Below are 22,971 nucleotides of genomic sequence, written 5' to 3' on the forward strand. Positions count from 1 at the left end.
AAGGATACAAGGACTGTACGTTGCCATTTGACAACAAATACTATTCGTTAACTATTTGTTTCCGAATTCTGCTTAACGAGAATTTTGTGATTCCTAAAAAGGAAGCAATATGACTTTGAGGCACTCTATTTATAATAGATGGGTTTGTATTTAATAAACTTAAATAAGAAGATTTTGCATCTTGGTTTATTAATTGCCTTTGAAAATTTGTTTTCTCAAGCAGTACTTTAGAAGTGATTTTTGCAATAATAGCATTCCAACTTGGTATTTCTGTAGTAAACAACTCCCAGGTTTGTCGATCCATCATTAAAACAACACAATCGGTTTCTGCAGCAATACTTCCAGAACTAAACGAGTATTCGTTAAAGCTAGTTATATTTGTTACAAATTGATTTTCGGACATGAAATAAGAAGTAATTTCACTGCCTTGACCATCATAAAAAAAGTATCGAAAAATCCCTTCGGTGATAAAGCCAACCTGATTTGCTATTTTTCCAGCATGTAAAAATACTTCTCCAGCTTTATATGTTTTAACGCTAACATTTTCCGCTAAACGCAACTTATCGTCAGCGGTTAAAGCGCCAAAAGTTTCTAAATATTGTATTAACTGGTTGCTCTGCATACTTTTAATGGATTTCTTTTCAAACCTTATGTAAAAGTATTCAAATAATTCACTTTACCAAAACACCTTTCGCTTCCATTAACGGAACCGGTTGCAAAGCTTTTAAATTAATGGTGTTTTTTCTAAAAGTATATGTTTTATCAAACATCTTATTTCCTTCAAAAAAAGTGACTTTAAATTGATTATTTATAGCAAATAAATCTTCTTGTAATAGTTCTATTTTCGCGTAGCTTTTTTTAGGTAACTTGTCTAGTTTCTTTCTAAAAATAGAAGTCATTTTATCTTTAGAATAGCCACTAGTAACAATAAGCACCATTTCTAAATCTACCTCTTTATCATTAATGATATATGCGTTCCAATCTTGCGTTTTATAAATGTCGTTATATTCATTTACAACTGCTAAGTAAACACCTTCGACTTTTGGGATGTCAATATCTTTTTTCATACTGCAAAAATAGTAAACTATGTCAAATAAGAATTAGAATAGTTAGGTGTAATTATTCCTTTTAAATTATAGAGCACTAAATGTCTAAATAATTCTTCCTTTGGAAACATTTCAAATAGATTATTCTCTTTAAATACAAGATTATCTATTCTGAAAAAATAAATCTTTACTATTAATGCTAGATTCACTTCTGGCTTAATTTCACCAGAGTCTTGGGCTTGCTTCAATAAGTTATATACAATGTTGTTGGATAGGTTTTCAATAAAACCATTAAAAAGCGCACTGGATTTTGGATAATATTTCTCTAATCCAAAAAGAAAAGAGGGCTTAAAGTACTTTAAATACTCAAACCCTCTTCTGTAAATTAACACTACACACAAAATAGGATCCTTAACATTGCTGCTAACAATCCCATTTATATCTTCTTTATACACGTTTAATAAACTTTCAAGACTAGAAGTAACTAAATCTTCTTTGTTATCAAAAAACGTATAAATTGTTTTTTTTGAAATACCTAGCGTATTTGCTATCTCGTCTAACGTTACATGTTTGCTTCCGCATTGTGTAAATTTTTCAATAGAACACTTTAACAATTCCGCTTTAGTAATCATATTAATTGGACTTCATTTAGATTATTTCCAACCACCACCAAGTGCTTCGTAAAGATCTACAATAGACACTAATTGTTGTAGTTTACTATCTATAATATTAAGTTCTGCACTTAAAGCACTTTGTCTTGCTGTTAACAAATCTAAGTAATTCGCATAACCGTTTTTAAGTAAGATTTCCGAATTGCTTTCCGCTTGACGTAAAGCTTCCACTTCACTTTTTCTAAATTCAAATTTTCTGGTTTCCGATTCATAAGAAAATAACGCATTAGACACTTCACTTCCTGCAACTAATAATGTCTTTTTAAACTGCAGTAACGCTTGCTCTTGTTGTGCAATAGCAACTTCCTTTTGTGTTTTTAAAGCGCGTTGATTTAAAAGTGGTTGGGTTAAACCTCCAACTACTGTTGCAAATAAGGAATTCAAGTTTAACAACTTATCCAATTCTAAACTTTGCAATCCTCCAGAAGCAGTTAATGTTAACGATGGATATAAGTTACTATTTGCGACATTCGTTAATTCAAAAGACTGTATTAAGCCATACTCTGCAGCCATAACATCGGGTCTATTACTAAGTAATGTTGCTGGTACACCAAGTGTGATATCTTCTTCTATTTTCTGAAGATCTAAACTACTTCTTTCAAAATTTCGTGGTCCTTTACCTAATAAAATACTTAACGTATTTTCTGTTTTAAAAATAGCGGTTTCAATATCTACCTGCAATGCTTTTGCATTATTGTACTGCGCTATATTTTGATCTACAGCAACTTGAGTCACTTGACCAGCATCTTTAAGTGCTTTAATAGTTTCTACACCACTTTCTCTTGTTGTAATGGTTTGCTTGGTTACTTCTAACTGTGCATCTAAAGCCAACAAGTTGTAATAGGTATTTGCGATACTAGAAATCAACTGTGTTTTCACCAATTGATGTCCGGCAACACTTTGCAAATATGCTGCCTGTGTCGCTCTTTTACCACTTCTTATTTTTCCCCAAAGATCTGCTTCCCAAGATAGATTTGCTGTGATATCATAAGTATCTGTTCCGCCACTAAATATGGATCCAAATTGACTGTTTTCAGAAAATTCTTGACGGGTATAATTAGCACCTACATTTAAGGTTGGCAAATATCCTGCTTTCCCTTGTTTTGCATATGCTTCGGCAGCTACTATTTGTTGTAATGCAATACGCACATCCATATTATTTTGCAGCCCTTCTTCTACATACTGTTGTAAGTAAGTGTCTGTAAATAATGTTTTCCAAGATACATCTGCAATAGAAATGCTATCTGTTGGCAAATTATCGGTTCTGTAAAGTGCTTCCGTTTCTGTATTTAATTCTGGTCGTGTATATTCTTGCGCTACAAAACAACCTTGTAATGTTAATGCAACTACCAGTAAAAGAATCGGTTTACTAAAATTTCTATGTTTTATAATGGTTTTCATCTTTTTATTCTTCAATAGTTTGTACTGTTGGTTTACCTGAAACTTTTTCTTGTAACCACTGGAATAATATAAATAAGATAGGAATTACAAAGACTCCTAAAATAGTACCAATAAGCATTCCTCCAACGGCTCCTGTACCAATAGAGTTGTTTCCTTCAGAACCAACACCTTTTGCTAATACTAATGGCATTAAACCTAATATAAAGGCAAAAGAGGTCATTAAAATTGGACGTAGACGTGATTTTGCTCCATGGATTGCAGCATCTACAATACTCTCCCCATTTTTTCGTCTAGCTAAAGCAAATTCGACAATAAGTATGGCATTTTTGGCGAGCAGACCAATTAGCATGATTAAGGCAATCTGGAAATAGATGTTGTTTTCTAATCCGAAAAGCTTCGTACTAATATATGCACCAAATACTCCAAATGGTAAAGATAACACTACTGCAAATGGTAATAAGTAACTTTCATACTGTGCACTTAATAAGAAATACACAAATAGAATACTTAAGATAAATATGAATGTGGTTTGATTTCCTGCACTCACTTCTTCACGAGTTAAACCAGAATAAGCAACCGTATAATTACTTGGTAGTTTTGCGACTTCTTCTTCAATCACTCTAATAGCATCTCCTGTACTAAATCCGTCGTTTGTTGCTCCAGAAATCTTAGTTGAATTAAATAAATTGAAACGCGTTACCGATTGTGGTCCATACACACGTTTTAGAGTTACAAACTGTGTAATTGGTGTCATTTCACCCGAATCTGTTCGCACATACATACTATTTAAAGCATTTTTATCTGCTCTATCTTCTGGTAAAGCCTGAATATACACTCTAAATTGTTTTCCAAATCTAGAGAAATCGGAAGCATAAATTCCTCCAATATATCCTTGCAATGTAGAAAAAATACTAGTTACAGATACTCCTTTTTCTTTTGCTAAAGGAACATTAACTTCCATTTCGTATTGCGGATAGTTTGTACTAAATGAGGACTGTGCATATTTAATTTCTGGATGACTCATTAAAGCCATAGAAAAATCTTTATTTGCTTTATCTAAATCGGCGAACTCTCCTCCATATTTATCTAATAAATTAATTTCAAAACCAGACGAGTTACCAAAACCACGAATACTAGGTGGTGAAAAGAAAATAATATTAGCATCTGGAATGGTAGCTGCTACACCAAACAATTTTCCTGTAATCGCTTGCACGGAAAGAGAAGGATCTGTACGATCTGCCCAATCTTCCAATTTTATAATACCAAAACCAAAGTTACTACCAGAACCACTAATTAAACTTCTACCTTTAATAAAGTTAAGAGCGACAATACCTTCTATGCTTTCCGCCTTTTCGTAAAGTTTTCTTGCTACTGCATCTGTTCTATCTAGTGAAGCTCCTGGAGGCAATTCGATATTAGCGAAAATAATTCCTCTATCTTCATTAGGTACAAATCCTGTTGGTGTAGTTGTTGATGCCCAATAAATTCCGACTCCAGCAATGATTAATAATAAAACAGAAATAAATTTTCTTTTGTATAAAAACTGAAGCGATCTACCGTAACGTTCTACTGTAGCGTTAAATCCGCGATTAAATAAAGTATAAAAACGTTTTAACGGACTTTTTCCTTTTAAATCTTCATCGTCTTTATGCCCTTTTAATAACAAAGCACATAATGCTGGACTTAAGGTTAAAGCGTTTACTGCCGAAATTAAAATGGCAATAATTAACGTCACACCAAATTGCTCATAAAACACACCTGTTGGACCCGTTATAAAAGTTACAGGAATAAATACTGCTGCCATTACCAAAGTAATAGAAATAATAGCACCAGAAATTTCATTCATGGCTGTTAGCGTCGCTTTTTTAGGATCCTTTTCCCCTGCATCTAATTTGGCGTGCACAGCCTCTACAACTACAATGGCATCATCTACCACAATACCAATAGCGAGGACTAACGCGAATAGCGTTAATAAGTTAATAGAATATCCAAAAACATTCAAGAAAAAGAAAGTACCTATAATAGAAACGGGCACTGCAATTGCTGGAATTAACGTCGAACGGAAATCTTGTAAGAAGATAAATACCACTAAGAAAACTAATAAAAAGGCTTCTAATAAGGTACTAATCACCTTTTCAATAGATGCGTTTAAGAATAAACTAGTATCATAAGGCACAAAAATATCTAAGCCATCAGGAAGGTCGGCCTTTACCGATTCTAAAGTAACTTTAATATTTTCAATAATCTCTTGTGCATTAGAACCTTTAGTTTGGAAAATACCCATAAATACCGCAGGATATCCCTTACTCATTGCATTCGCCGAGTACGATTGTGCATCTAACTCAATAGTTGCGACATCTTTTAATCGTAAGAACTCTCCATTTCCTAATGCTTTAATAACAATATCGCTGTATTGCGCTTCGTCTTTAAAACGTCCGCTATAAGTTAACGTATAGGAGAAAGATTCCCCATTATTCTGTCCTAAAGATCCTGCAGCTGCTTCTAAATTTTGTTCTGCTAAAGCAGCAGAAATATCAGAAGGAATTAAACCGTAGGATGCTAATTTTTCTGGATTTAACCAGATACGCATAGCATAATCTTGTTGTGAAAATACACTAACATCACCAACACCACTAATACGCTGTATTGCTGGAATAACATTAATTTTCAAGTAATTCTGAATAAAAGTAGCATCGTAATCGTCGCTTTCCGAATACATGGAAATAAACATTAACGCACTGGTTTCTTGTTTTTGCGTTATAATACCTGTTTGCGTAACCTCTGATGGTAATAAAGGTGTTGCTCTAGCAACACGATTTTGAACGTTTACAGCAGCAATATCTGCATCAATTTCTTGATCAAAATACACTGTAATTTCGGCTCCTCCTGTGTTAGATGCTGTAGAAGTAATATACGTCATCCCTTCTACACCATTAATTTGTTCTTCGATAGGAATAATTACACTTTCTAAAACGGTTTCTGCATTTGCTCCTGTATAATTTGCCGTCACCTTAATGGTTGGTGGTGCAATATCTGGATACTCCTCTATAGGCAAGCTAGTTATACTAATAACTCCAAGCAAAACTATGATAATAGAGATTACGGTCGAAAGAACGGGTCTTTCAATAAATGTTTTTAACATGACTAATATGTATTTATTTATCTAATTTCTGAATAAAGTTGCAACCGGTTTAATAGCTTCCTCAAAAGAAGTTTCTTGCGGTGAAATCACCATACCGTTTCTTAATTTACCAACCCCAGTTGTTACAATTTTATCTTTTACTTCTATACCAGACGCTACAACATATAGATTGTCTACTGTTCCTTTTACCTGTATTATGGAAGTTTCTACCTTGTTGTCTTCACTAAGTTTAAATATCATAATGTTTCCTTGTTGCTCAAAAGTAGCAGACTGAGGTACCACTATAGCATCTTTATATTCTATAGGTAATCTTATTTTACCACTATTCCCGTTCGTTAAAATTTCATTTGGATTATCAAAAGCAGCTCTAATTTTTATAGTTCCTGTACTTTGATTTATCTGACCTGTACTGGTTTGAATGCGTCCTTTTTCAGAATACATTTTACCATTAGCCAAAATCAAACTTAAGTCTGGAGAATTCTTAATACGCTCCGCTTTCGTTTTCCCTTCCGAATTTTGTAAATGGTCTATATATTGCGCTTCATTGAAACTAAAAAAAGCATATACTTCACTAATCTCACTTACCGTTGTTAATGGAGTTGTATCGCTTGGACTAATTAAAGCACCTTCTCTAAAATTAATAGAACCAACATAACCATCTATTGGACTTTTTATAGTTGCATAACCAATATTAGCAGAAACACCACTATAGTTTGCTTGCGCTTGAACCAAATTAGCTTTTGCCGTTTCTAGTTGTACAGCACTAATAATGTTTTTTTCTACAAGCGGAATTAATTTATTTACTTCCACTTGTGCTACATTAACACGTGCTTTAGCAGCTCCAGCATCCTGGCTTAAAGACTGTGTTTCTAATTTAAATAACACTTGTCCTTTTCTTACTTTTTGACCTTCGTCTACATATACTTTTTCCACATAACCTGATGTTTTTGCTCTTACATCACTGTTTACCATTCCTTCAATAGTTGCAGGGTAATCGGTGTATCCTGTTACCGTTTTTGTTTGTATTTGTGTTACTGGGAAAGAAGCAGGTGGTGCTTGTGCAGCAGGCTTCTTTTCTTCTGCTTTCCCACAACTGACAATTACTAAGAATAAACCTAGTGCTAGTATTGTATATAATTTATTATTTTTCATTTTTATCTTGGTTAAATATTGAATTTATTATTGGCTAATTTTGTTCTTAGTTCTTCTACAGAGGATGTTGCTCCATCTATAAATTTGATGTAATCATCATGAAAATTTAAATCGAATTTTTCTTCTTCATTTTCAATTTTTTGGGTGTTTATAGTTTCTTTATAATTTTTTAATTCTAAATGCATCTCACGTTCTTCTCTCCATTCATTTACTAAGTTGTCTATATGTTGAACAATAATAGTTTTATTAATTATAAAATATTTTTTGCGATCTCCAGTTTTTGTGAAATACACAATCTTATTTAAATCTTGTAAATGATTAAGGTGTGTAGAAATAGTGCTTTTACTTGCACAAAGTATCGTTACCATATCTTCAAAAGTGGTTCCTTTTTTACCAGTTAGGATGATATAAGATAATATACGTGCTGCCACAGGTGCTAACTGCTCTCTTTTTTCTAAATGCACGCCTAGTTTTTCAACCAAGCCCATTTTTATTTGACAGATATTTTCTTTCATTTTTAATTGTTTTAATACTGTTTACTGAAAATGAATCATCTTTTTTTAGTAAACGAAGCGCAAATTTACATCTTAGTTCGGAACTAACCGAACTAAACGAAGTTAATTTATTGTTAAAAAAAAGCGTTTTTAATATCGTTTTATTCTTAGATTCAAAACGCTTAAATTTGTCGCTTACTAATTGTTTAAAAAACCAACATGAAACAGCTTGTTTTCTTTATTTCCCTTTTAATAACAGCTCCAAGTATTGGGCAAACTCAAAATCAATCCATACTTACTATAGATCAAATTATGCAAGGCGAAGACTTTGTAGGTTACTTACCTACTAATCTAAGGTGGTCTGACAATAGTAAAGACATCTATTTTAGCTGGAATCCAGATAACGATACCATTCGTTCCACATATGAAATAAATATTTCTTCAAAAAAGAAACATAAACTATCTTTTGAAGAACTTAAACAAAAAACAAATACTGGCGAATATTCTATAGATGGCTTATGGAAAGTATACCAAAAAAATGGCGATTTATTTTTAATGAACACTACAAGCTTCACCAAAAAACAAATCACAAATACCAATTCTAGAGAATCGAATCCTATATTTTCAGGAGATCAAAAGTCAATTATATATAAACTAAACAACAATTTATTCCAGTGGCATATTAGCAAAGGAACCACCACGCAGCTTACCAATTTTAAAAACGGAAAGAAGAAAAAAGAACGCAAACTTAATGCACAAGACCAATGGCTAGAAGACGATCAATTACAACATTTTAATATTCTTGAAAAACGTAAAAACGAAAGGGACGCGCAACACTACAGAAACGAACAAACGATCGCTAATCGTCAAAAAACCATTTATTTAGGCGACAAAAAAATGTTTGACATGGATATTTCTCCGGATTTAAATTATGTTATTTACCGATTGTACACTGCTCCAAAGAACAAAAACACTAATGTGCCAGACTATGTTACGGAAAGTGGCTATACCAAAGATTTAAACGCAAGAACCAAAGTTGGTCGTGATTCATATACCTATGAATCTTGGATTTTAAACCTAGAAACAGAGGAAACATATCCTATAAAAACCGACGCTATTGAAGGCATTAAAGACAAGCCTAAATACTTAAAAGAGTATACTGAAAACCCTTCCGATTATCTAGCAACTTATGAAAACCCAAGAAATGTAGAAATAGGCAATCCGATATTTTCAAACGATAGTAAAGCGGTTGTGAATATTACCTCTCAAGATTATAAAGACCGTTGGATTATGTTAATAAACCTAGAAGACGGAAGCTTAAAAACTATAGACAGACAGCATGATGATGCCTGGATTGGCGGTCCTGGAGTAGGTTGGTTTTCGCCAGGTGTAATGGGCTGGATAGACAAAAACAACATTTGGTTTAAATCTGAAAAAACGGGTTATGCACACTTATATAGCGCTAATGTGAACTCCGGAAAGATTAAAGCATTAACAGAAGGTGATTTCGAAATTTTAAATATAACCTTATCTAAAGACCAATCCACTTTCTTTTTAAATAGTAATAAGGTAAGTCCGCACGAAAATCATTTTTATCATCTACCAGTAAAAGGCGGTAAAATGACCCAAATTACTTCGCGTCAAGGGGCTCATGAAGTTACCGTTTCACCAGACGAAAAACAACTAGCCATTAGATATTCTTATACCAACAAACCTTGGGAATTGTATGTAATGCGGAACAAAGCTGGAGCTCAAATGACGCAATTAACAGAATCTACAACCGCTGTTTTTAATTCTTATGAATGGATGGATTCTGAGATCATAAACTTTACAGCAAGAGATGGTGCACGAGTTCCTGCAACCTTATACAAACCTACAGAAGCTAAAAAGAATGGTGCTGCAGTAGTTTTTGTTCATGGTGCTGGGTATTTACAAAATGTACATCATTGGTGGTCATCTTATTACCGAGAATATATGTTTCATAATTTTTTAGTCGATAATGGATATACGGTTTTAGCTATAGATTATAGAGCAAGTGCTGGTTATGGTCGCGATTGGCGTACAGCGATTTACAGACATATGGGCGGAAAAGATTTAGATGACCAAGTGGATGGTGCAAAATACTTGATCGAAAATCAAGGTATTGATAAAGACAGACTTGGTATTTATGGTGGTTCTTATGGTGGATTTATTACTTTAATGGCAATGTTTAATGCACCAGACACCTTTAAAAGTGGGGCTGCTTTGCGCTCTGTAACCGATTGGGCACATTACAATCATGGCTATACTGCGAATATTTTAAATACACCGATTGAAGACCCAATAGCTTACAAACAAAGTTCTCCCATTTATTTTGCCGAAGGTTTAAAAGGCAATCTATTAATGCTTCATGGTATGATAGATACTAATGTACACTTTCAAGATGTAGTACGTTTATCACAACGTTTAATTGAACTCAAAAAAGAAAATTGGGAACTTGCTGTTTTTCCTTTAGAATCGCATGGATTTAAGGAATCTTCCAGTTGGTCTGATGAATACCGAAGAATTTATAAGTTGTTTCAGGAGACACTGAACTAACAAAAAAAAGGCGTCATTTAAATGACGCCTTTTTTTTATTTTTATAATGCAGATTTAAACTGCTCTAAGAATCGTACATCGTTTTCACTTAGTAATCGAATATCACTAATTTGATTGAGTAACATGGCAATTCTATCTATTCCCATTCCGAATGCAAAACCGGAGTATTCTTTAGAATCGATACCACAGTTTTCTAAAACGTTTGGATCTACCATACCACAACCCATAATTTCTAACCAACCTGTTCCTTTGGTGATTTTATAGTCCGTTTCTGTTTCTAATCCCCAATATACATCGACCTCAGCACTTGGCTCAGTAAAAGGAAAGTAAGAAGGACGTAAACGTATCTTCGATTTCCCAAACATCTCTGTTGTGAAATACTGAAGTGTTTGTTTTAAATCGGCAAAGCTTACATCTTTATCAATATATAAACCTTCTACTTGATGGAAAAAACAATGGGAACGTGCTGAAATAGCTTCGTTTCTAAATACTCTTCCTGGTGAGATGGTTCTAATTGGTGGTTTATTATTTTCCATATAACGCACTTGTACAGAACTGGTATGTGTGCGTAATAAAATATCTGGATCTGTTTGTATGAAGAAGGTATCTTGCATATCTCTTGCTGGGTGATATTCTGGCAAGTTCAATGCGGTAAAGTTGTGCCAATCATCTTCTATTTCTGGACCTTCACTTACATTAAAACCGATACGAGAAAAGATATCGATAATTTCATTTTTAACAATAGAGATTGGATGTCTTGCTCCAATTTCTATTGGTTCTCCCGGACGAGATAAATCACCGTAAGCACTTTTATCTTCTTCTTTTCCTTCTAACTCCTCTTTTAAGGCGTTTACCTTTTCTTCCGCAGTTTTTTTAAGCTTGTTTATGGTTTGACCAAATTCTTTTTTCTGGTCGTTTGCTACATTTTTAAACTCCGCAAAAAAGTCGTTTAACAATCCTTTTTTACCTAAGTATTTTATTCTAAAAGTTTCAACCTCTTCTATGGATTGTGCTTTAAATACTTCGGCTTCTGCTATGAGTTCTTTTATCTTGTCTATCATGGTGTGTATAAATAGGTGGCAAATTTAGTGAATTTTATGTACAAAAAAATCCCTTCTTCAAAAGAAAGGGATTAATTATATTAAAGAATTGTATTCTTACTAAATTTTTATAAATACCTCACGAGTTACAATGGTAGTTGAACCATTAAAAATAGTTTCTTCGTAATAGAACGTATTCCCATCAAATTGTACTTCCCAAGTTTCTGTATCGCCATCTAATGTAATATAATAAAAACCACTAGCGCCGTTACTCCAAGTTCCAGAAACAACTTCATCTAACTGACAATTTCCATTAAGATCTTCTTCATAAGAAGTAAAAACAACAGTACCATTTGCTAAAACTTGAAATGTTTCTTCACCTTCACAAGGTTCTAATGCTACTTCTACACCATCTTCAAAGTATTTATAGTATTGCCAATTTGCAACAAAAGGATCTCCAACAGGTGTACTTCCACCATCATCATCACTGCCACAAGAAGAGAACGTAAATGCAACTACACTAAAAAGTAAAATTAATTTTTTCATATTTTTTGGTTTATTTTTTTAGAAAAGTAAAATTACTAAATTTAGTACAAGACTCCAAAATGAATTGTGCTTTAATGCGTTAGTGATTGGAGCATTGTTGGAGCTCATCTTGGATAGCGACTGCGGAAAGCGCGACCCTTGCGGTAACGCCCAACTTCTTCATACTATCCCGCAAAAAAGCAGTCCCTCGAAAGTACGCGTTTTTAGTCTATATATTGCGTTTCCATAAAGTAGTTTACAATCGCTTCTTTCATTAAAACGCTTTGTTCTCCTGCTTTTAAGTGCGGTAATTCTGCTTTTGTCGTGTAATGTGGCCAACCTTCATCATCTACAAAATCTAACTCATAATAGCCATAAGGCGTAAGTACTTTGCAAATTGCAATGTGCATAAGGTCTAGTTTTTGGTCCTTTTTAAAGGTTCTATTTAATTGTCCAAGTTCTTGCAAACCGATTAAATAGATGATGGCATCTAAATCTAGTTTATCTCCATCTGCGAATTGATCAGATAGTTTTACGACTACCAAATCCCAGCGTTCTTTTAGTTCTTTATCTCTTGCCATATATATAATCCACGAAAGTGGAAATCTTATTTTAGTTACTATAATAAGTTACAAAGTTACTAAACCTCGCTGTGACTTCGAGACATCTCTAATTAAAAAAAGGAGAGAAGATTTGTTTTTTCTATATTTGACAAAATTCTAATTTTATGAGCGTTTTAGATATTATTTTAGGAGCATTACTTCTTTTTGGTTTGGTAAGAGGATTTATGAAAGGGCTTTTTGTAGAAGTTGCCTCACTTGCTGCCTTGGTTGCCGGTGTTTATGGCGCTATACATTTTAGTCATTTTGCTGCAACATTTTTAGAAGGTAAATTTAGTTGGGAAGAAAAATATATTAATATTGTCGCTTTTGCTATCACTTTTATAGTTATCATTTTGGTGATATCTCTGGCAGGAAAAGCACTAACTAAACTGGCAGATTTTGCAGCTTTAGGTATTATAAATAAGTTATTAGGTGGTGTTTTTGGTGCTTTAAAAATTGGTTTAATACTTAGTATCATTCTTGTCGTTTTTAGCACAATGAATAACACGATACCTTTTGTAGGTGAAGAAGATTTAAAGGATTCTGTTTTATACGAACCTGTAAAATCCATTGCACCAATATTATTCCCTAGTATTATTAAAGCCGAAGAAACGGAAGACGAAACACCTGATACGGAAGAAGTTTAAATATATTTTATTCTAATTTAAAATTAGCGTGTAGTCAATATCATCTACATTTAGATACTTATCAAAGACGTGTTTTTTATTACAGAAAAGGGCTTTTAATTCTGCGACTTCTTGTCTATTAAACATTAAAACAAGATTAGATTGTAAAGAAGGTATTGGAATTTTCCGCTTTACTTTGGCGTCTACATATTTGTTCTCCCAATATTCTGGTTCTAATGCTAAAAGATACCTTTTAAACTGTTTGTATTGTACTTCGGTAAACTCAAAATAGATATTATTAAATTCTAAATGATATATATTACAATGTGTACAAATAGATAATTCGCCACTACTAACTTTAGAAATTGTTTTAATATTCGTACACATAGACTTATCTTTTAGGGATTAGTAACAATCTGTTTTTATCTGATTTTTTTCTATAAATGTGCTTAACGGAAGGTTTAAGTTTTCTAGCGTAATTGTATTTAAAACTTTTAATACATCGTTTTGCATCGCCAAGGAACCGCAAATCATAAGCACACCTTTATTTTTTAAAGCTTCTGCTATCGAAAAAGCATCTAATTTTAATAGATCTTGCACATAGGTTTTAGGTCCATCTTTTGAAAACGCAACGTTTAGTTTGGCTAATTGTTTCTTATTTCTATTTTCTTTTAATGCTTGATTGTAAATTTGTAACGACTCCTTTCGTCGCACACCATAATACAAATGGGTTTCTAAATTTTTGGTGTTTTCGTCAAGCATCCCTAGAAAAGGAGCGATTCCTGTTCCGTTTGCAATTAAAATTACTCTGGATGCCTTTTTAGGAAAATGAAATGCTGCATTTTTTACGACTCGTGCTTTAAAAATATCCCCTTGGTTTAGGCTATTTAAAAACCCTGAGCCTAATCCGTTTTCATGCAATTTCACACTTAACTGTATGTTTCCGTTGACTTTTCCAATAGAATACAAACGTTCTCTGTAATCATTTTTAGGATAAATAGCCAACAAATCGCCGGACTTAAATTTTGTAGAATTCGACTTTAATGTGATTAGAAAAGTAGTATCGTTATGGTCTTCTGCTTCTGCTTTTGTTACGACCGTAAGTGTGTTGTTTGGTTTTGGTTTTGCCGCGAGTTTTTCTTTGGAAATATGCATTGAAAGCTTTCTGTTTTTGTTCCATAAGTTTATCCATTCCTCAAAGGAAGCTATGGATTTATCGTTGATGGTAAAAACAGGGAATTCTTGTTGAAACGGAAGCTGCATCGCTGCATCTACATCGTAAGCAAATTGGCAAAAATCAGGATACGCTAAAGACCCAAAACCTACCACCGAATAACTAATATCTTGTTTTTGCTTTACCGTTTTTAATCGTTCTAAAAACACATTGGCATTGGTTGGTGCTTCGCCTTCGCCATAAGTAGAAGTCATAACAATAATATGTGCTGCTTTACTGTATGTATCGTAATTATTAAGCTCTGTAATGTAAATGCTTTCGCCGGCTTTTATTAATTGTTGTTGTAATTGGTTGGCAAATGGCAAGGTATTCCCGTTTTCTGAACCTACTAAAATCACATATTTACTTGCGTCTTTTTTGTACTTATTTTTTAGTTTCGATTTTCTTCGTTTTAAAGTCATTGCGAAGCCCGAATAGATAAAGAATAGAATATTTAAGGTAGCAATGGCTAAAATAAGAGACCATAAAATACTGCCTTTTCCGGTGTGTAGATTCAGACTTAAATTAGAAAACACGCTAACTAAAGGTGTTTTAATTTCGCTTAAAATTTCGCCTGTGAATTGGTTTACAACAACTTCTTTATCTTTAAGGGAAAGCGTAAAATAATCTTCTACATCTTCCGAAAAAGGGAATTCAATAGTTTTTACCTCGGAAAGCTTTGTGTTCTTGAAAACAGGAAAATCTGAAAGACTTTGTTTTGGTATTTCCGAAAGAGATTCAAAATCTATTTGATGATTAATGCTACTCTTAGGAAGTAAATCGAACTTTTCCGCTGATAAATAAACACCTGTAATGGTTATAATGATAATAGGAATTAACGATAGTCTTCCTAAAACTACATGCCAATATTGGCTAAAGTTTTCGTTCACTATTTTGGAGAAAAACTTTTTAAAACCACCTTGTCTTTTGAGTATTAAAACGGTTCCTGAAACTGCAATTAACAATAATAAAAAGGAGCACAATCCCACAAAAAAGCGTCCGATACCTTTTAAAAATAGAGATCTATGAAAATTAGTAACCCATTTAAAAAATTTGGATACTTCTATTTTATCTCCAATAAAAGCGCCTATTTTGGGGTTTATATACCCATTTAAACTTTCGCCATCGCTAGTAATCACAGAAGCTAAAACAAAATGGTTTGCATCTACTTGCACATCGATAACTTCTGGATATTTCTCCTTTAAATTAGTAATCGTTTCGGCAACCGTTATGCTTTCAAAATTAGAAACTTTATACGGTTCTAGCTGTTCTGAAATTGGTTGGAATGCCAAAATAATTCCAGTTACAGATGCTAAAAAAATAAAAACAAAAGAAGATACAGCTAGTGTAAGGTGGCTGTATCTCCAAATGGAAATGGTCATACTATTTTCTTGTTAAGACTTCTCGACTGCGCTCGAAGTGCCATTAAATGCTGTTTTAATATCTTCTATTTTAGTTTGGTATCATGCGCACATAACGAATAAATCCTGTGCCTTCTTTTTTACTTTTCACTGTTTCAGATGTTAATTCAAATTCTACATCTTTCGTGTAATATTCTTGATCTTCCACAGCAGTTTCAAAACGAATACTATAACCTGTATCTATTTTAGAATCTTCAATTTCTAAAACGCTAATCGTTCTTGCGCCTCCAGCAATGGTTGCTCCAGTAACGGCATCAATATTGGATCGTTTCTTTCCGTAGAAATTCCACCATTCGGAGATATCGTGATACCACTCATCATCATCTCCTTGCACGTATAAGGTTTTTTCGTATGCACCTTCTGGGTTGATAAGGGAAATAACTACATATGCATTTTCCCCAGTGTAATTAATCATTTGAATCATACATTTATAAGAAGTAGCTGCTGTTTTTGTTGTAAAGGATAGCATCGTTATCGCTAAAAAACAAATCGTTAATATGGATTTAAGTTTCATCTGTAATTATATTTTATGAGATTATATTTTTATGAGATCCTGAAAAGACACTTCGACTGCGCTCAGTGTGACAATTCCTGATGACAAACTCTTAAATTATCTATAGTTTTAAAAAATCTAAGTTGATTTTCTGTGCTTTTAAAATTTCGTTTTCGGATGCTAAATCAAAAGGAGTTTCCTCAAAATCTGTAGTTGCATCTTTTTTTGCTCCAATAGATAATAAATACTTTAAGATCTCTGTATCTTTTGCTTGTAAAGCTGCAAGATGTAAGGCTGTATTCCCTTCGTTATTCTTCGCATTCACATCTATTTTAAATTGTTCAATAAACTTTAAAACATAGATATCATTTTTTGCTAATGCTAAATGATATAAAGTATTTCCATTTTCTTGTGTTTTCGTAAAATCTAGTCCGTTTTTAGTTAAAACAGCCAACTTTTGCTCAAAAACATCTAATTTTTCAGTCGAAAAGGATTCTATTACATACGGCGTTAGATTGTTTTTATTCGCATCTAAAATCCCAACATTTGCTTTGTTGTGAATAAGAAAGCTTACCACTTCTGGTGAATTATTTGCAACAGCCAAAGCTAAAGCCGATTCTCCTTTTTTATTTACTTGGTTTATGTCTTTAACCTGTTTAAACAATAGAGTAATTGCTTCTAGATTATTTCTATTTGCTGCGTTTAAAAAAGCTGTGTTTCCGTTTGCATCGATTGCATTTACATTGCCTTTTTCCATGAAATAGGTAATCAATTCTAGATCTTTACTTCTTGCGGCTAAAATATGTAAAGGTGTTTCGTTTTTAATGGAAGCTTTTTCCGGATTTAAACCAACACTTTCTAAGTATTTGTAAAAATCGAAGGTATTTGTATTTCCTCTAGTACCAGCAGCTGCGAACACAAAAGCGTTATCGTTTCCTTTAACACCTTTTTCAAGTAATTGATTTAATAGGTCCACATTTCCTGTTTTTGCAACATAATTAAATATACCATTCCCTTCGGCATCCACGCTATTTAAAGCAGCTCCTTTAGAAGTGAAATAGTTGATTAATGTAAAGTCTTTATCATAAGGTGCAGCTAGTAATAAAGCATTGGCACCTTTTGGCGTTAGATCCTTTTCTACGCTTGCGCCATTAGCGATACAAAGATCATACACCTTTGTATTTGGTTGTCCGGATCCAGCTGCAAAATTTAAGATGGTATTCCCTTTATCGTCTGTGATATCTGTTTTAGCACCTTTGCTAAGCAGATATTCCATTATTTCGATATTACCTTTATAGGCAGCCCAGAAAATATAAGTTCTTCCATCGTGTGTTAATTTATTAGCATCATTTCCTTTTTTCGCCTGAATGTGTTTAATCGTTTCGGTTGGTGCATCTTGCAAAATAGCGTAAACAACAGCATCAAAATTGCTTTTATTTGCTTCGGCTATATTATTTCCATCTTTAATTTTAGCTTCTACAGTTTCAATAGTTGGGTTTGATTTCCAAAAATCACGATTTAAAAATATATTTTCCTGCGCAAAACCTAGCGTGCTTAGAAATAGTGTGACAACGGTTATTATGTTTTTTAAATATTTCATATTATTCTTTTACAAAGGATTCAATTAATGGATTAATTTCTTCTGCTGTTTGGTATTTTTCTTCATCAAATAAATACTTAAACAATACTTTATTATCTACTTTTTCTTTTAATACTAAATCTTTATTTCTTGCAAAAACAGCGTCCCATTTTGCTCGAACTAAGGCCCATTTATCTTTTTCTTTTGCCCAGTATTCTTGTGCTGCTATACATTTACTATCTGCTACTTTTACATACGTATTGTGTCCTTTTTCTTGGGCTAAAACCACATCTTCTTTAGCGTCTTCCCGAATAACTTTGTTGTTATCTTGATCGTGAATCCAGCCATTTTTTACAATTTCATGTCTATTGGTTCTAACCGTTACATTGTAATCGCTACGCTTGGTATACTCACGTCTTGGCAAAGGCGCTGCTGTTGTGCTTTCCCAATAACTTTTTCCATCTACATGTACCCAAGTTGCAGTACCTTCGTAACGCGGACTATCATCTACTTGAAATACTTTTTGTGTCCATTGTCCTTTTACTTCGTCTTTTGGAAGACTGACAAACGTCCATTTATTATCGTGATCAAACTCGTATAAACTGGTGTTTTCAAATTCCCAATCTTGTCTCCAATGCTTTACTATATATGGTTGCTCTTTAGAACCAACAATTAATAAATGTTGCATCGCTATTTTGTCTTTATCCTCTTCTACCAATTGCACCCATTCTAAACCTTTATCATGTTTTGTTTTAGAAGGTACATATGTAGCGTCTTCTGAATACTGAAAAGTTTCTGCAAAATTAAAACTCACTTCATAGCAACCACACATATCTTTTATGGATTTTTGATCTTGTTTTTTCTTGTTTTGTGCATTTGCTGAGAACGGAATTGCAAAAATTAAGACTACTAATACAACTAATTGTTTCATTTTTAAAGCGTTTGGTTTTGGTATTTAAAAAAAATTAAAATTACTTATCCTTATTTAGATTGAATTAAAATAAGATTCTATATTTGCAGCAAATATAAAATAGAATGAGTCTAAATAAAAATTATATTACACTTTATTTTTTACTTTTTTTAAGTGGTTCCTCTTTCGCACAAGTAGCAATAGATTCTACAAAAGCGGAACAACTTGAAGAGGTTGTGGTTACAGGACAATATAATCCGCAGTCTATAAAAAAATCGGTTCACAATGTGATTGTGATTAAAAGAGAGCAGATAGAAAACCAAGCTGCAAATAACTTAGCAGATCTACTTAATTTTAATTTAAATCTTACTATTACAGCAAACTCACAAACTGGAAAGTCTAATATTTCCTTCTTTGGTTTAGACGAGCAATACTTTAATATTTTAATAGATAACATTCCTTTAGTTAGTGAAAATGGCCTAGGAAACAACACCGATTTAACCCAAATAAACCTAGATGATGTAGAGCGCATAGAAATTGTGGAAGGCGCAATGGGAGTAGAATATGGTGCCAATGCAGTATCTGGTGTTATTAATATAATTACTAAAAAATCGATAGAAACCGATTGGCAAATTCGAGCTTCTATACAAGAAGAAACGGTTAGTGATGAATATGCTTGGTTTGATGAAGGTCGACATATTCAATCTATAAGTGTTGGACATAATATAAACGAAAAATTATTTACTAGAATTGGTTTTAATCGCAATCAATTTGCTGGTTTTTTTAACGATAAACAAGGCCTGGATTATTACCAAAATGATGGTTTACGTGGTTATGAATGGCTTCCAAAAACACAAATAAGCACGAATGCTTTATTAAACTACAAGTCTGAAAAACTTCAAATTAATTATCGTTTTGAATATTTTAATGAAGGCTTAAATTTCTACGATGCTTCCGTGAGAGCAAATATAGATGTGGATTCACAAACCAGTAATCCTTCTGCAACAGATAAAGTGTATACAACCAATCGCTTTGTCAATAACGTAAATCTTTCCGGGAAATTTAATAGTGGAATAAACTATAAAGCATCCATTTCTTATCAGCAACAAAAAAGAGATTTAAACACTTTCAACTATTATATTTTAAGCGAAGATAAAACCGACGAAACCGATGAAACGTACCAATCTAACAAGGTGTTTTTCTCTAATGGTTCTGTTAATAATTTAATTAAACGCGATAATTTCAACTTTCAACTTGGTTATGACACCAGATATATTGAAGGTTTTGATACGCAAGCCAGTGGTTTTCAATTTGAACGTGATAAAACGCAATCTATATATAGTCTTGCCGCGTATGGTTCTGCAGAATACAAATTTTCAGATGCCTTTTCCGTAAGACCTGGATTGCGTTATGAATACAATTCTAAATTTAATGCAAAAGTACTAGGTTCGTTTAGTGCTCGCTATCTAATGTCGCATGGTTTTGAGCTTAGAGGAAATATTGGAAGCTCTTACAGAACACCAAGTTTTGAAGAGCTGTATTACTATTTTGTAGATTCTAATCACGATGTACAAGGAAACGAAAAATTAGCTCCAGAAAATGGCTACTCCGCTTTTTTAAATCTGAAAAAAAGAAGCTGGTTTCATGATGTTTCCCTATTAAATGCAATAAAAGTTAGCTATATACATTTAGCCGATAAAATTGAATTAGCTGTAGTAAATACAGCGCCTTTACAATACAAGTATATCAATATTGATGCGTATAAACTTTGGGGAATCACTTCAGAAAACACCATTAAAACAGACAATTGGACCTTTAATTTAGGAGCCACATTACAAGGTGTTTCGAGGGTTATTAATACGGAAGCAAATGCGAAAAATGATTTTCTATACGCATTACAATTAAACACCAGTGCTACTTACGCTATTCCAAAATGGAATACTGCTCTAACCGTTCTGTTAAAATATAACGGCGAACAACAAAATTACTTTGCCACTTCTACAGATGCAGATGGTAATTCTATGTATACAAAAGCAACAACAGAAGGATATGGTTTGTTAGATGCATCCATAAAAAAATCCTTTTTCAATTCTAAATTCCAAACCACTTTAGGAACAAGAAACCTATTAGATGTTACAGATGTTGCTGTAAATAATTCGAATACAGAAGGCACGCATTCTGCAGGAAACAATAATCTCTTATTAGGTTATGGAAGATCTTTTTACTTAAAACTATTATATAATTTAAATTTTTAAACACTAGACATTATGACTAACAAATTTTTTACCCTTATTTTAAGCATTGCTGTTTTGGCTTTTACTAGCTGCAGTAGTGATGACAATGGCTCTTCAGAACCGATTCAAATTATAATAGAAGGAGCAGCAGTTACTCCAGAAGTTGGAGGACCAAACGAGCAAAACCAAGTTTATATAGACCTAAGTACAAATACGTCTACTCTAATACAACGTGATTCTTGGGATTTAGGATTTTATTCTGGTTCTGAATTTAGAGTTGCAATTAATGGTTCTATTTATATGGCTGTGGCCGAATTGACCGAAGCGAATATTGATGCTGTACGTTCTTCAGATGCAGAAGTACAAGATTTACAAACAAGAGTCGCTGTTGGTACTTTTCAAGAGGAAACTGCTGGGTTTATTGATTCTCCAGAAGGCAATATTAACGGAACCGCCATTGCTGCAATTTCGGCTACAGATGCAGACAATAAAGTATACTTAATAAACTTAGGTTATGCGGTAGGAACAGAAACTCCTGCAACAGGAAGTGAAGCCGTAAAAGGAGATGCTAGAGGCTGGAAAAAAATTAGTGTATTACAAAATGGTAGCGATTACGTTCTACAATATGCCGATTTAGATGCTACTACGCACCAGGAAGTAACCATTTCTAAAAATACGGATTATAACTTTACCTTTTTTAGTTTTGACACAGAATCGGAAGTTAATGTAGAACCTATAAAAACAGATTGGGATTTAAATTTCACTGTTTTCACAAATGAAATTGCTGGATATGGTGCTTATGGATATGCAGATTTTATAACGAATAACACGAAAGCAAATGCAACTGCCTATAGTATAGATACAGAGGTTGATGCTTATACCTATGAAGATTTCACACTAGCGGATGTTGTAGATTTCAACTTTGATAATAATGAGCAAAGAGCTATTGGAAGCAGTTGGAGATATGGTGGCGGACCAGGATCGTTACCAACCTTAAAAGACAATGTTTTTTATATTGTTAATGATACCGATGGTAACTTGTATAAACTTCAGTTTTTAGCTTTAACTAATGCAGCTGGAGAACGTGGACATCCAGAATTTGTTTACAGTTTACTACAATAAGCATCCTTTTATTTTTAGAATTAGTTACATTAAAAATAAAAAAAGCCACTTCGATTGAAGTGGCTTTTGCATTTACTTATGCTTTCGTTTTAAAACTAATCTAAATGATATATCTCTCGAATATCATTAAGAATTTTTTCAAAATCTATTTTTAAATCTATTAGTTTTCCTGTGTGAATATCAAAAACCCAACCATGTACTACTAAACCTCTACCACGAACTGCTTTTTGAATAGCAGCTGTTTTAATAAGGTTAACACATTGTTCTTGTACATTTAACTCAATTAAACGTTCGTATTTTTTTTCTTCTTCGTTAATGGCATTCAGCTCTTCGTTGTGAATACGATATACATCACGAATGTTACGTAACCACGGATTCAATAAACCTAAATCTGCGGATTGCATAGCCGCTTTTACACCACCACAACCATAATGTCCGCAAACCACAACATGATTCACTTTTAAATGTTCTACAGCATACTCTACAACAGACATCGCGTTTAAATCGGTACCAATAACCATATTAGCAATGTTACGGTGTACAAAAACATCGCCAGGACCTAATCCCATTAATTCTTCTGCGGTAACTCTACTATCGGAACAACCAATAAATAACAATTCCGGATTTTGTCCTTCGCCTAATTTATCAAAATACGCATCGTCTTCATTTAACTTAGACTTTATCCATGCTTTATTATTTTCAAATACATTATCTAGATTCATC

At 33.2% G+C, this 22,971-nt stretch carries 20 protein-coding genes; 4 read left to right on the forward strand and 16 right to left on the reverse strand.

What is annotated here, in order from left to right; genetic code table 11:
• Positions 1 to 40: 40 nt before the first annotated feature.
• The 7 genes from ACVCXO_RS15005 to ACVCXO_RS15035 are packed head-to-tail and all read right to left on the reverse strand — an operon-like array spanning position 41 to position 7,927.
• Positions 41 to 622 (reverse strand): Crp/Fnr family transcriptional regulator, encoded by a 582-nt coding sequence (locus ACVCXO_RS15005; RefSeq protein WP_452230406.1) that lies wholly within the window; start codon positions 620 to 622, stop codon positions 41 to 43.
• Positions 623 to 671: 49 nt separating this feature from the next.
• Entirely contained in the window at positions 672 to 1,067 is a 396-nt protein-coding gene (locus ACVCXO_RS15010; protein WP_452230407.1) for a hypothetical protein, read from the reverse strand.
• A gap of 17 nt (positions 1,068 to 1,084) precedes the next feature.
• Positions 1,085 to 1,678 (reverse strand): TetR/AcrR family transcriptional regulator, encoded by a 594-nt coding sequence (locus ACVCXO_RS15015; protein WP_452230408.1) that lies wholly within the window; start codon positions 1,676 to 1,678, stop codon positions 1,085 to 1,087.
• Positions 1,679 to 1,699: 21 nt separating this feature from the next.
• Positions 1,700 to 3,118, reverse strand: coding sequence for an efflux transporter outer membrane subunit (locus ACVCXO_RS15020; protein WP_452230409.1), 1,419 nt, complete (start codon positions 3,116 to 3,118; stop codon positions 1,700 to 1,702).
• A 4-nt stretch (positions 3,119 to 3,122) separates the two neighbouring features.
• Entirely contained in the window at positions 3,123 to 6,260 is a 3,138-nt protein-coding gene (locus tag ACVCXO_RS15025) for an efflux RND transporter permease subunit (RefSeq protein ID WP_452230410.1), read from the reverse strand.
• 21 nt (positions 6,261 to 6,281) lie between these two features.
• Positions 6,282 to 7,412 (reverse strand): efflux RND transporter periplasmic adaptor subunit, encoded by a 1,131-nt coding sequence (locus ACVCXO_RS15030; protein WP_452230411.1) that lies wholly within the window; start codon positions 7,410 to 7,412, stop codon positions 6,282 to 6,284.
• 11 nt (positions 7,413 to 7,423) lie between these two features.
• A complete protein-coding gene (locus ACVCXO_RS15035) occupies positions 7,424 to 7,927 on the reverse strand; it encodes a GbsR/MarR family transcriptional regulator (protein WP_452230412.1) in 504 nt (167 codons plus the stop codon).
• 198 nt (positions 7,928 to 8,125) lie between these two features.
• On the opposite strand from ACVCXO_RS15035, the gene ACVCXO_RS15040 reads away from it, so the two are divergent.
• Positions 8,126 to 10,483 (forward strand): alpha/beta fold hydrolase, encoded by a 2,358-nt coding sequence (locus ACVCXO_RS15040; RefSeq protein WP_452230413.1) that lies wholly within the window; start codon positions 8,126 to 8,128, stop codon positions 10,481 to 10,483.
• A gap of 41 nt (positions 10,484 to 10,524) precedes the next feature.
• Here the strand turns inward: ACVCXO_RS15040 and pheS are convergent, their stop codons facing one another.
• The 3 genes from pheS to ACVCXO_RS15055 form a co-directional block, all read right to left on the reverse strand.
• On the reverse strand, positions 10,525 to 11,544 hold the full coding sequence (gene pheS, locus ACVCXO_RS15045) for a phenylalanine--tRNA ligase subunit alpha (protein ID WP_452230414.1): 1,020 nt from the start codon (positions 11,542 to 11,544) through the stop codon (positions 10,525 to 10,527).
• Positions 11,545 to 11,643: 99 nt separating this feature from the next.
• Positions 11,644 to 12,069: a hypothetical protein gene (locus tag ACVCXO_RS15050; RefSeq protein WP_452230415.1), complete on the reverse strand. Its 426-nt coding sequence runs from the start codon at positions 12,067 to 12,069 to the stop codon at positions 11,644 to 11,646.
• A 203-nt stretch (positions 12,070 to 12,272) separates the two neighbouring features.
• Positions 12,273 to 12,629, reverse strand: a complete 357-nt coding sequence (locus tag ACVCXO_RS15055) for a hypothetical protein (RefSeq protein ID WP_452230416.1) — start codon at positions 12,627 to 12,629, stop codon at positions 12,273 to 12,275.
• Between the two features lie 146 nt (positions 12,630 to 12,775).
• On the opposite strand from ACVCXO_RS15055, the gene ACVCXO_RS15060 reads away from it, so the two are divergent.
• Complete coding sequence (locus ACVCXO_RS15060) at positions 12,776 to 13,297, forward strand: CvpA family protein (protein ID WP_452230417.1); 522 nt, start codon at positions 12,776 to 12,778, stop codon at positions 13,295 to 13,297.
• Between the two features lie 12 nt (positions 13,298 to 13,309).
• Here the strand turns inward: ACVCXO_RS15060 and ACVCXO_RS15065 are convergent, their stop codons facing one another.
• The 5 genes from ACVCXO_RS15065 to ACVCXO_RS15085 all read right to left on the reverse strand — a co-directional run bounded on the left by ACVCXO_RS15065 (position 13,310) and on the right by ACVCXO_RS15085 (position 18,913).
• Positions 13,310 to 13,663, reverse strand: coding sequence for a DUF6686 family protein (locus ACVCXO_RS15065; protein WP_452230418.1), 354 nt, complete (start codon positions 13,661 to 13,663; stop codon positions 13,310 to 13,312).
• Positions 13,664 to 13,681: 18 nt separating this feature from the next.
• The gene (locus tag ACVCXO_RS15070; protein WP_452230419.1) at positions 13,682 to 15,871 is read right to left on the reverse strand and encodes a PepSY domain-containing protein; all 2,190 of its coding nucleotides are present in this window, start codon (positions 15,869 to 15,871) and stop codon (positions 13,682 to 13,684) included.
• A 70-nt stretch (positions 15,872 to 15,941) separates the two neighbouring features.
• A complete protein-coding gene (locus ACVCXO_RS15075) occupies positions 15,942 to 16,424 on the reverse strand; it encodes a DUF2271 domain-containing protein (RefSeq protein ID WP_452230420.1) in 483 nt (160 codons plus the stop codon).
• Between the two features lie 100 nt (positions 16,425 to 16,524).
• On the reverse strand, positions 16,525 to 18,003 hold the full coding sequence (locus ACVCXO_RS15080) for an ankyrin repeat domain-containing protein (protein ID WP_452230421.1): 1,479 nt from the start codon (positions 18,001 to 18,003) through the stop codon (positions 16,525 to 16,527).
• A gap of 1 nt (position 18,004) precedes the next feature.
• The gene (locus ACVCXO_RS15085; RefSeq protein WP_452230422.1) at positions 18,005 to 18,913 is read right to left on the reverse strand and encodes a DUF6607 family protein; all 909 of its coding nucleotides are present in this window, start codon (positions 18,911 to 18,913) and stop codon (positions 18,005 to 18,007) included.
• A gap of 104 nt (positions 18,914 to 19,017) precedes the next feature.
• On the opposite strand from ACVCXO_RS15085, the gene ACVCXO_RS15090 reads away from it, so the two are divergent.
• Together ACVCXO_RS15090 and ACVCXO_RS15095 are read left to right on the forward strand one after the other, a co-directional pair.
• Positions 19,018 to 21,147, forward strand: coding sequence for a TonB-dependent receptor plug domain-containing protein (locus ACVCXO_RS15090; RefSeq protein WP_452230423.1), 2,130 nt, complete (start codon positions 19,018 to 19,020; stop codon positions 21,145 to 21,147).
• Positions 21,148 to 21,159: 12 nt separating this feature from the next.
• Positions 21,160 to 22,248 carry an HmuY family protein gene (locus tag ACVCXO_RS15095; RefSeq protein WP_452230424.1) on the forward strand — a complete coding sequence of 363 codons (1,089 nt, stop codon included), beginning with the start codon at positions 21,160 to 21,162 and terminating at the stop codon, positions 22,246 to 22,248.
• Between the two features lie 95 nt (positions 22,249 to 22,343).
• Here ACVCXO_RS15095 and ACVCXO_RS15100 read toward each other — a convergent pair whose 3' ends face one another.
• Positions 22,344 to 22,970 (reverse strand): carbonic anhydrase, encoded by a 627-nt coding sequence (locus ACVCXO_RS15100; RefSeq protein WP_452230425.1) that lies wholly within the window; start codon positions 22,968 to 22,970, stop codon positions 22,344 to 22,346.
• Position 22,971 lies beyond the last annotated feature (1 nt).

It is taken from the genome of Lacinutrix sp. MEBiC02404, from assembly GCF_053601575.1.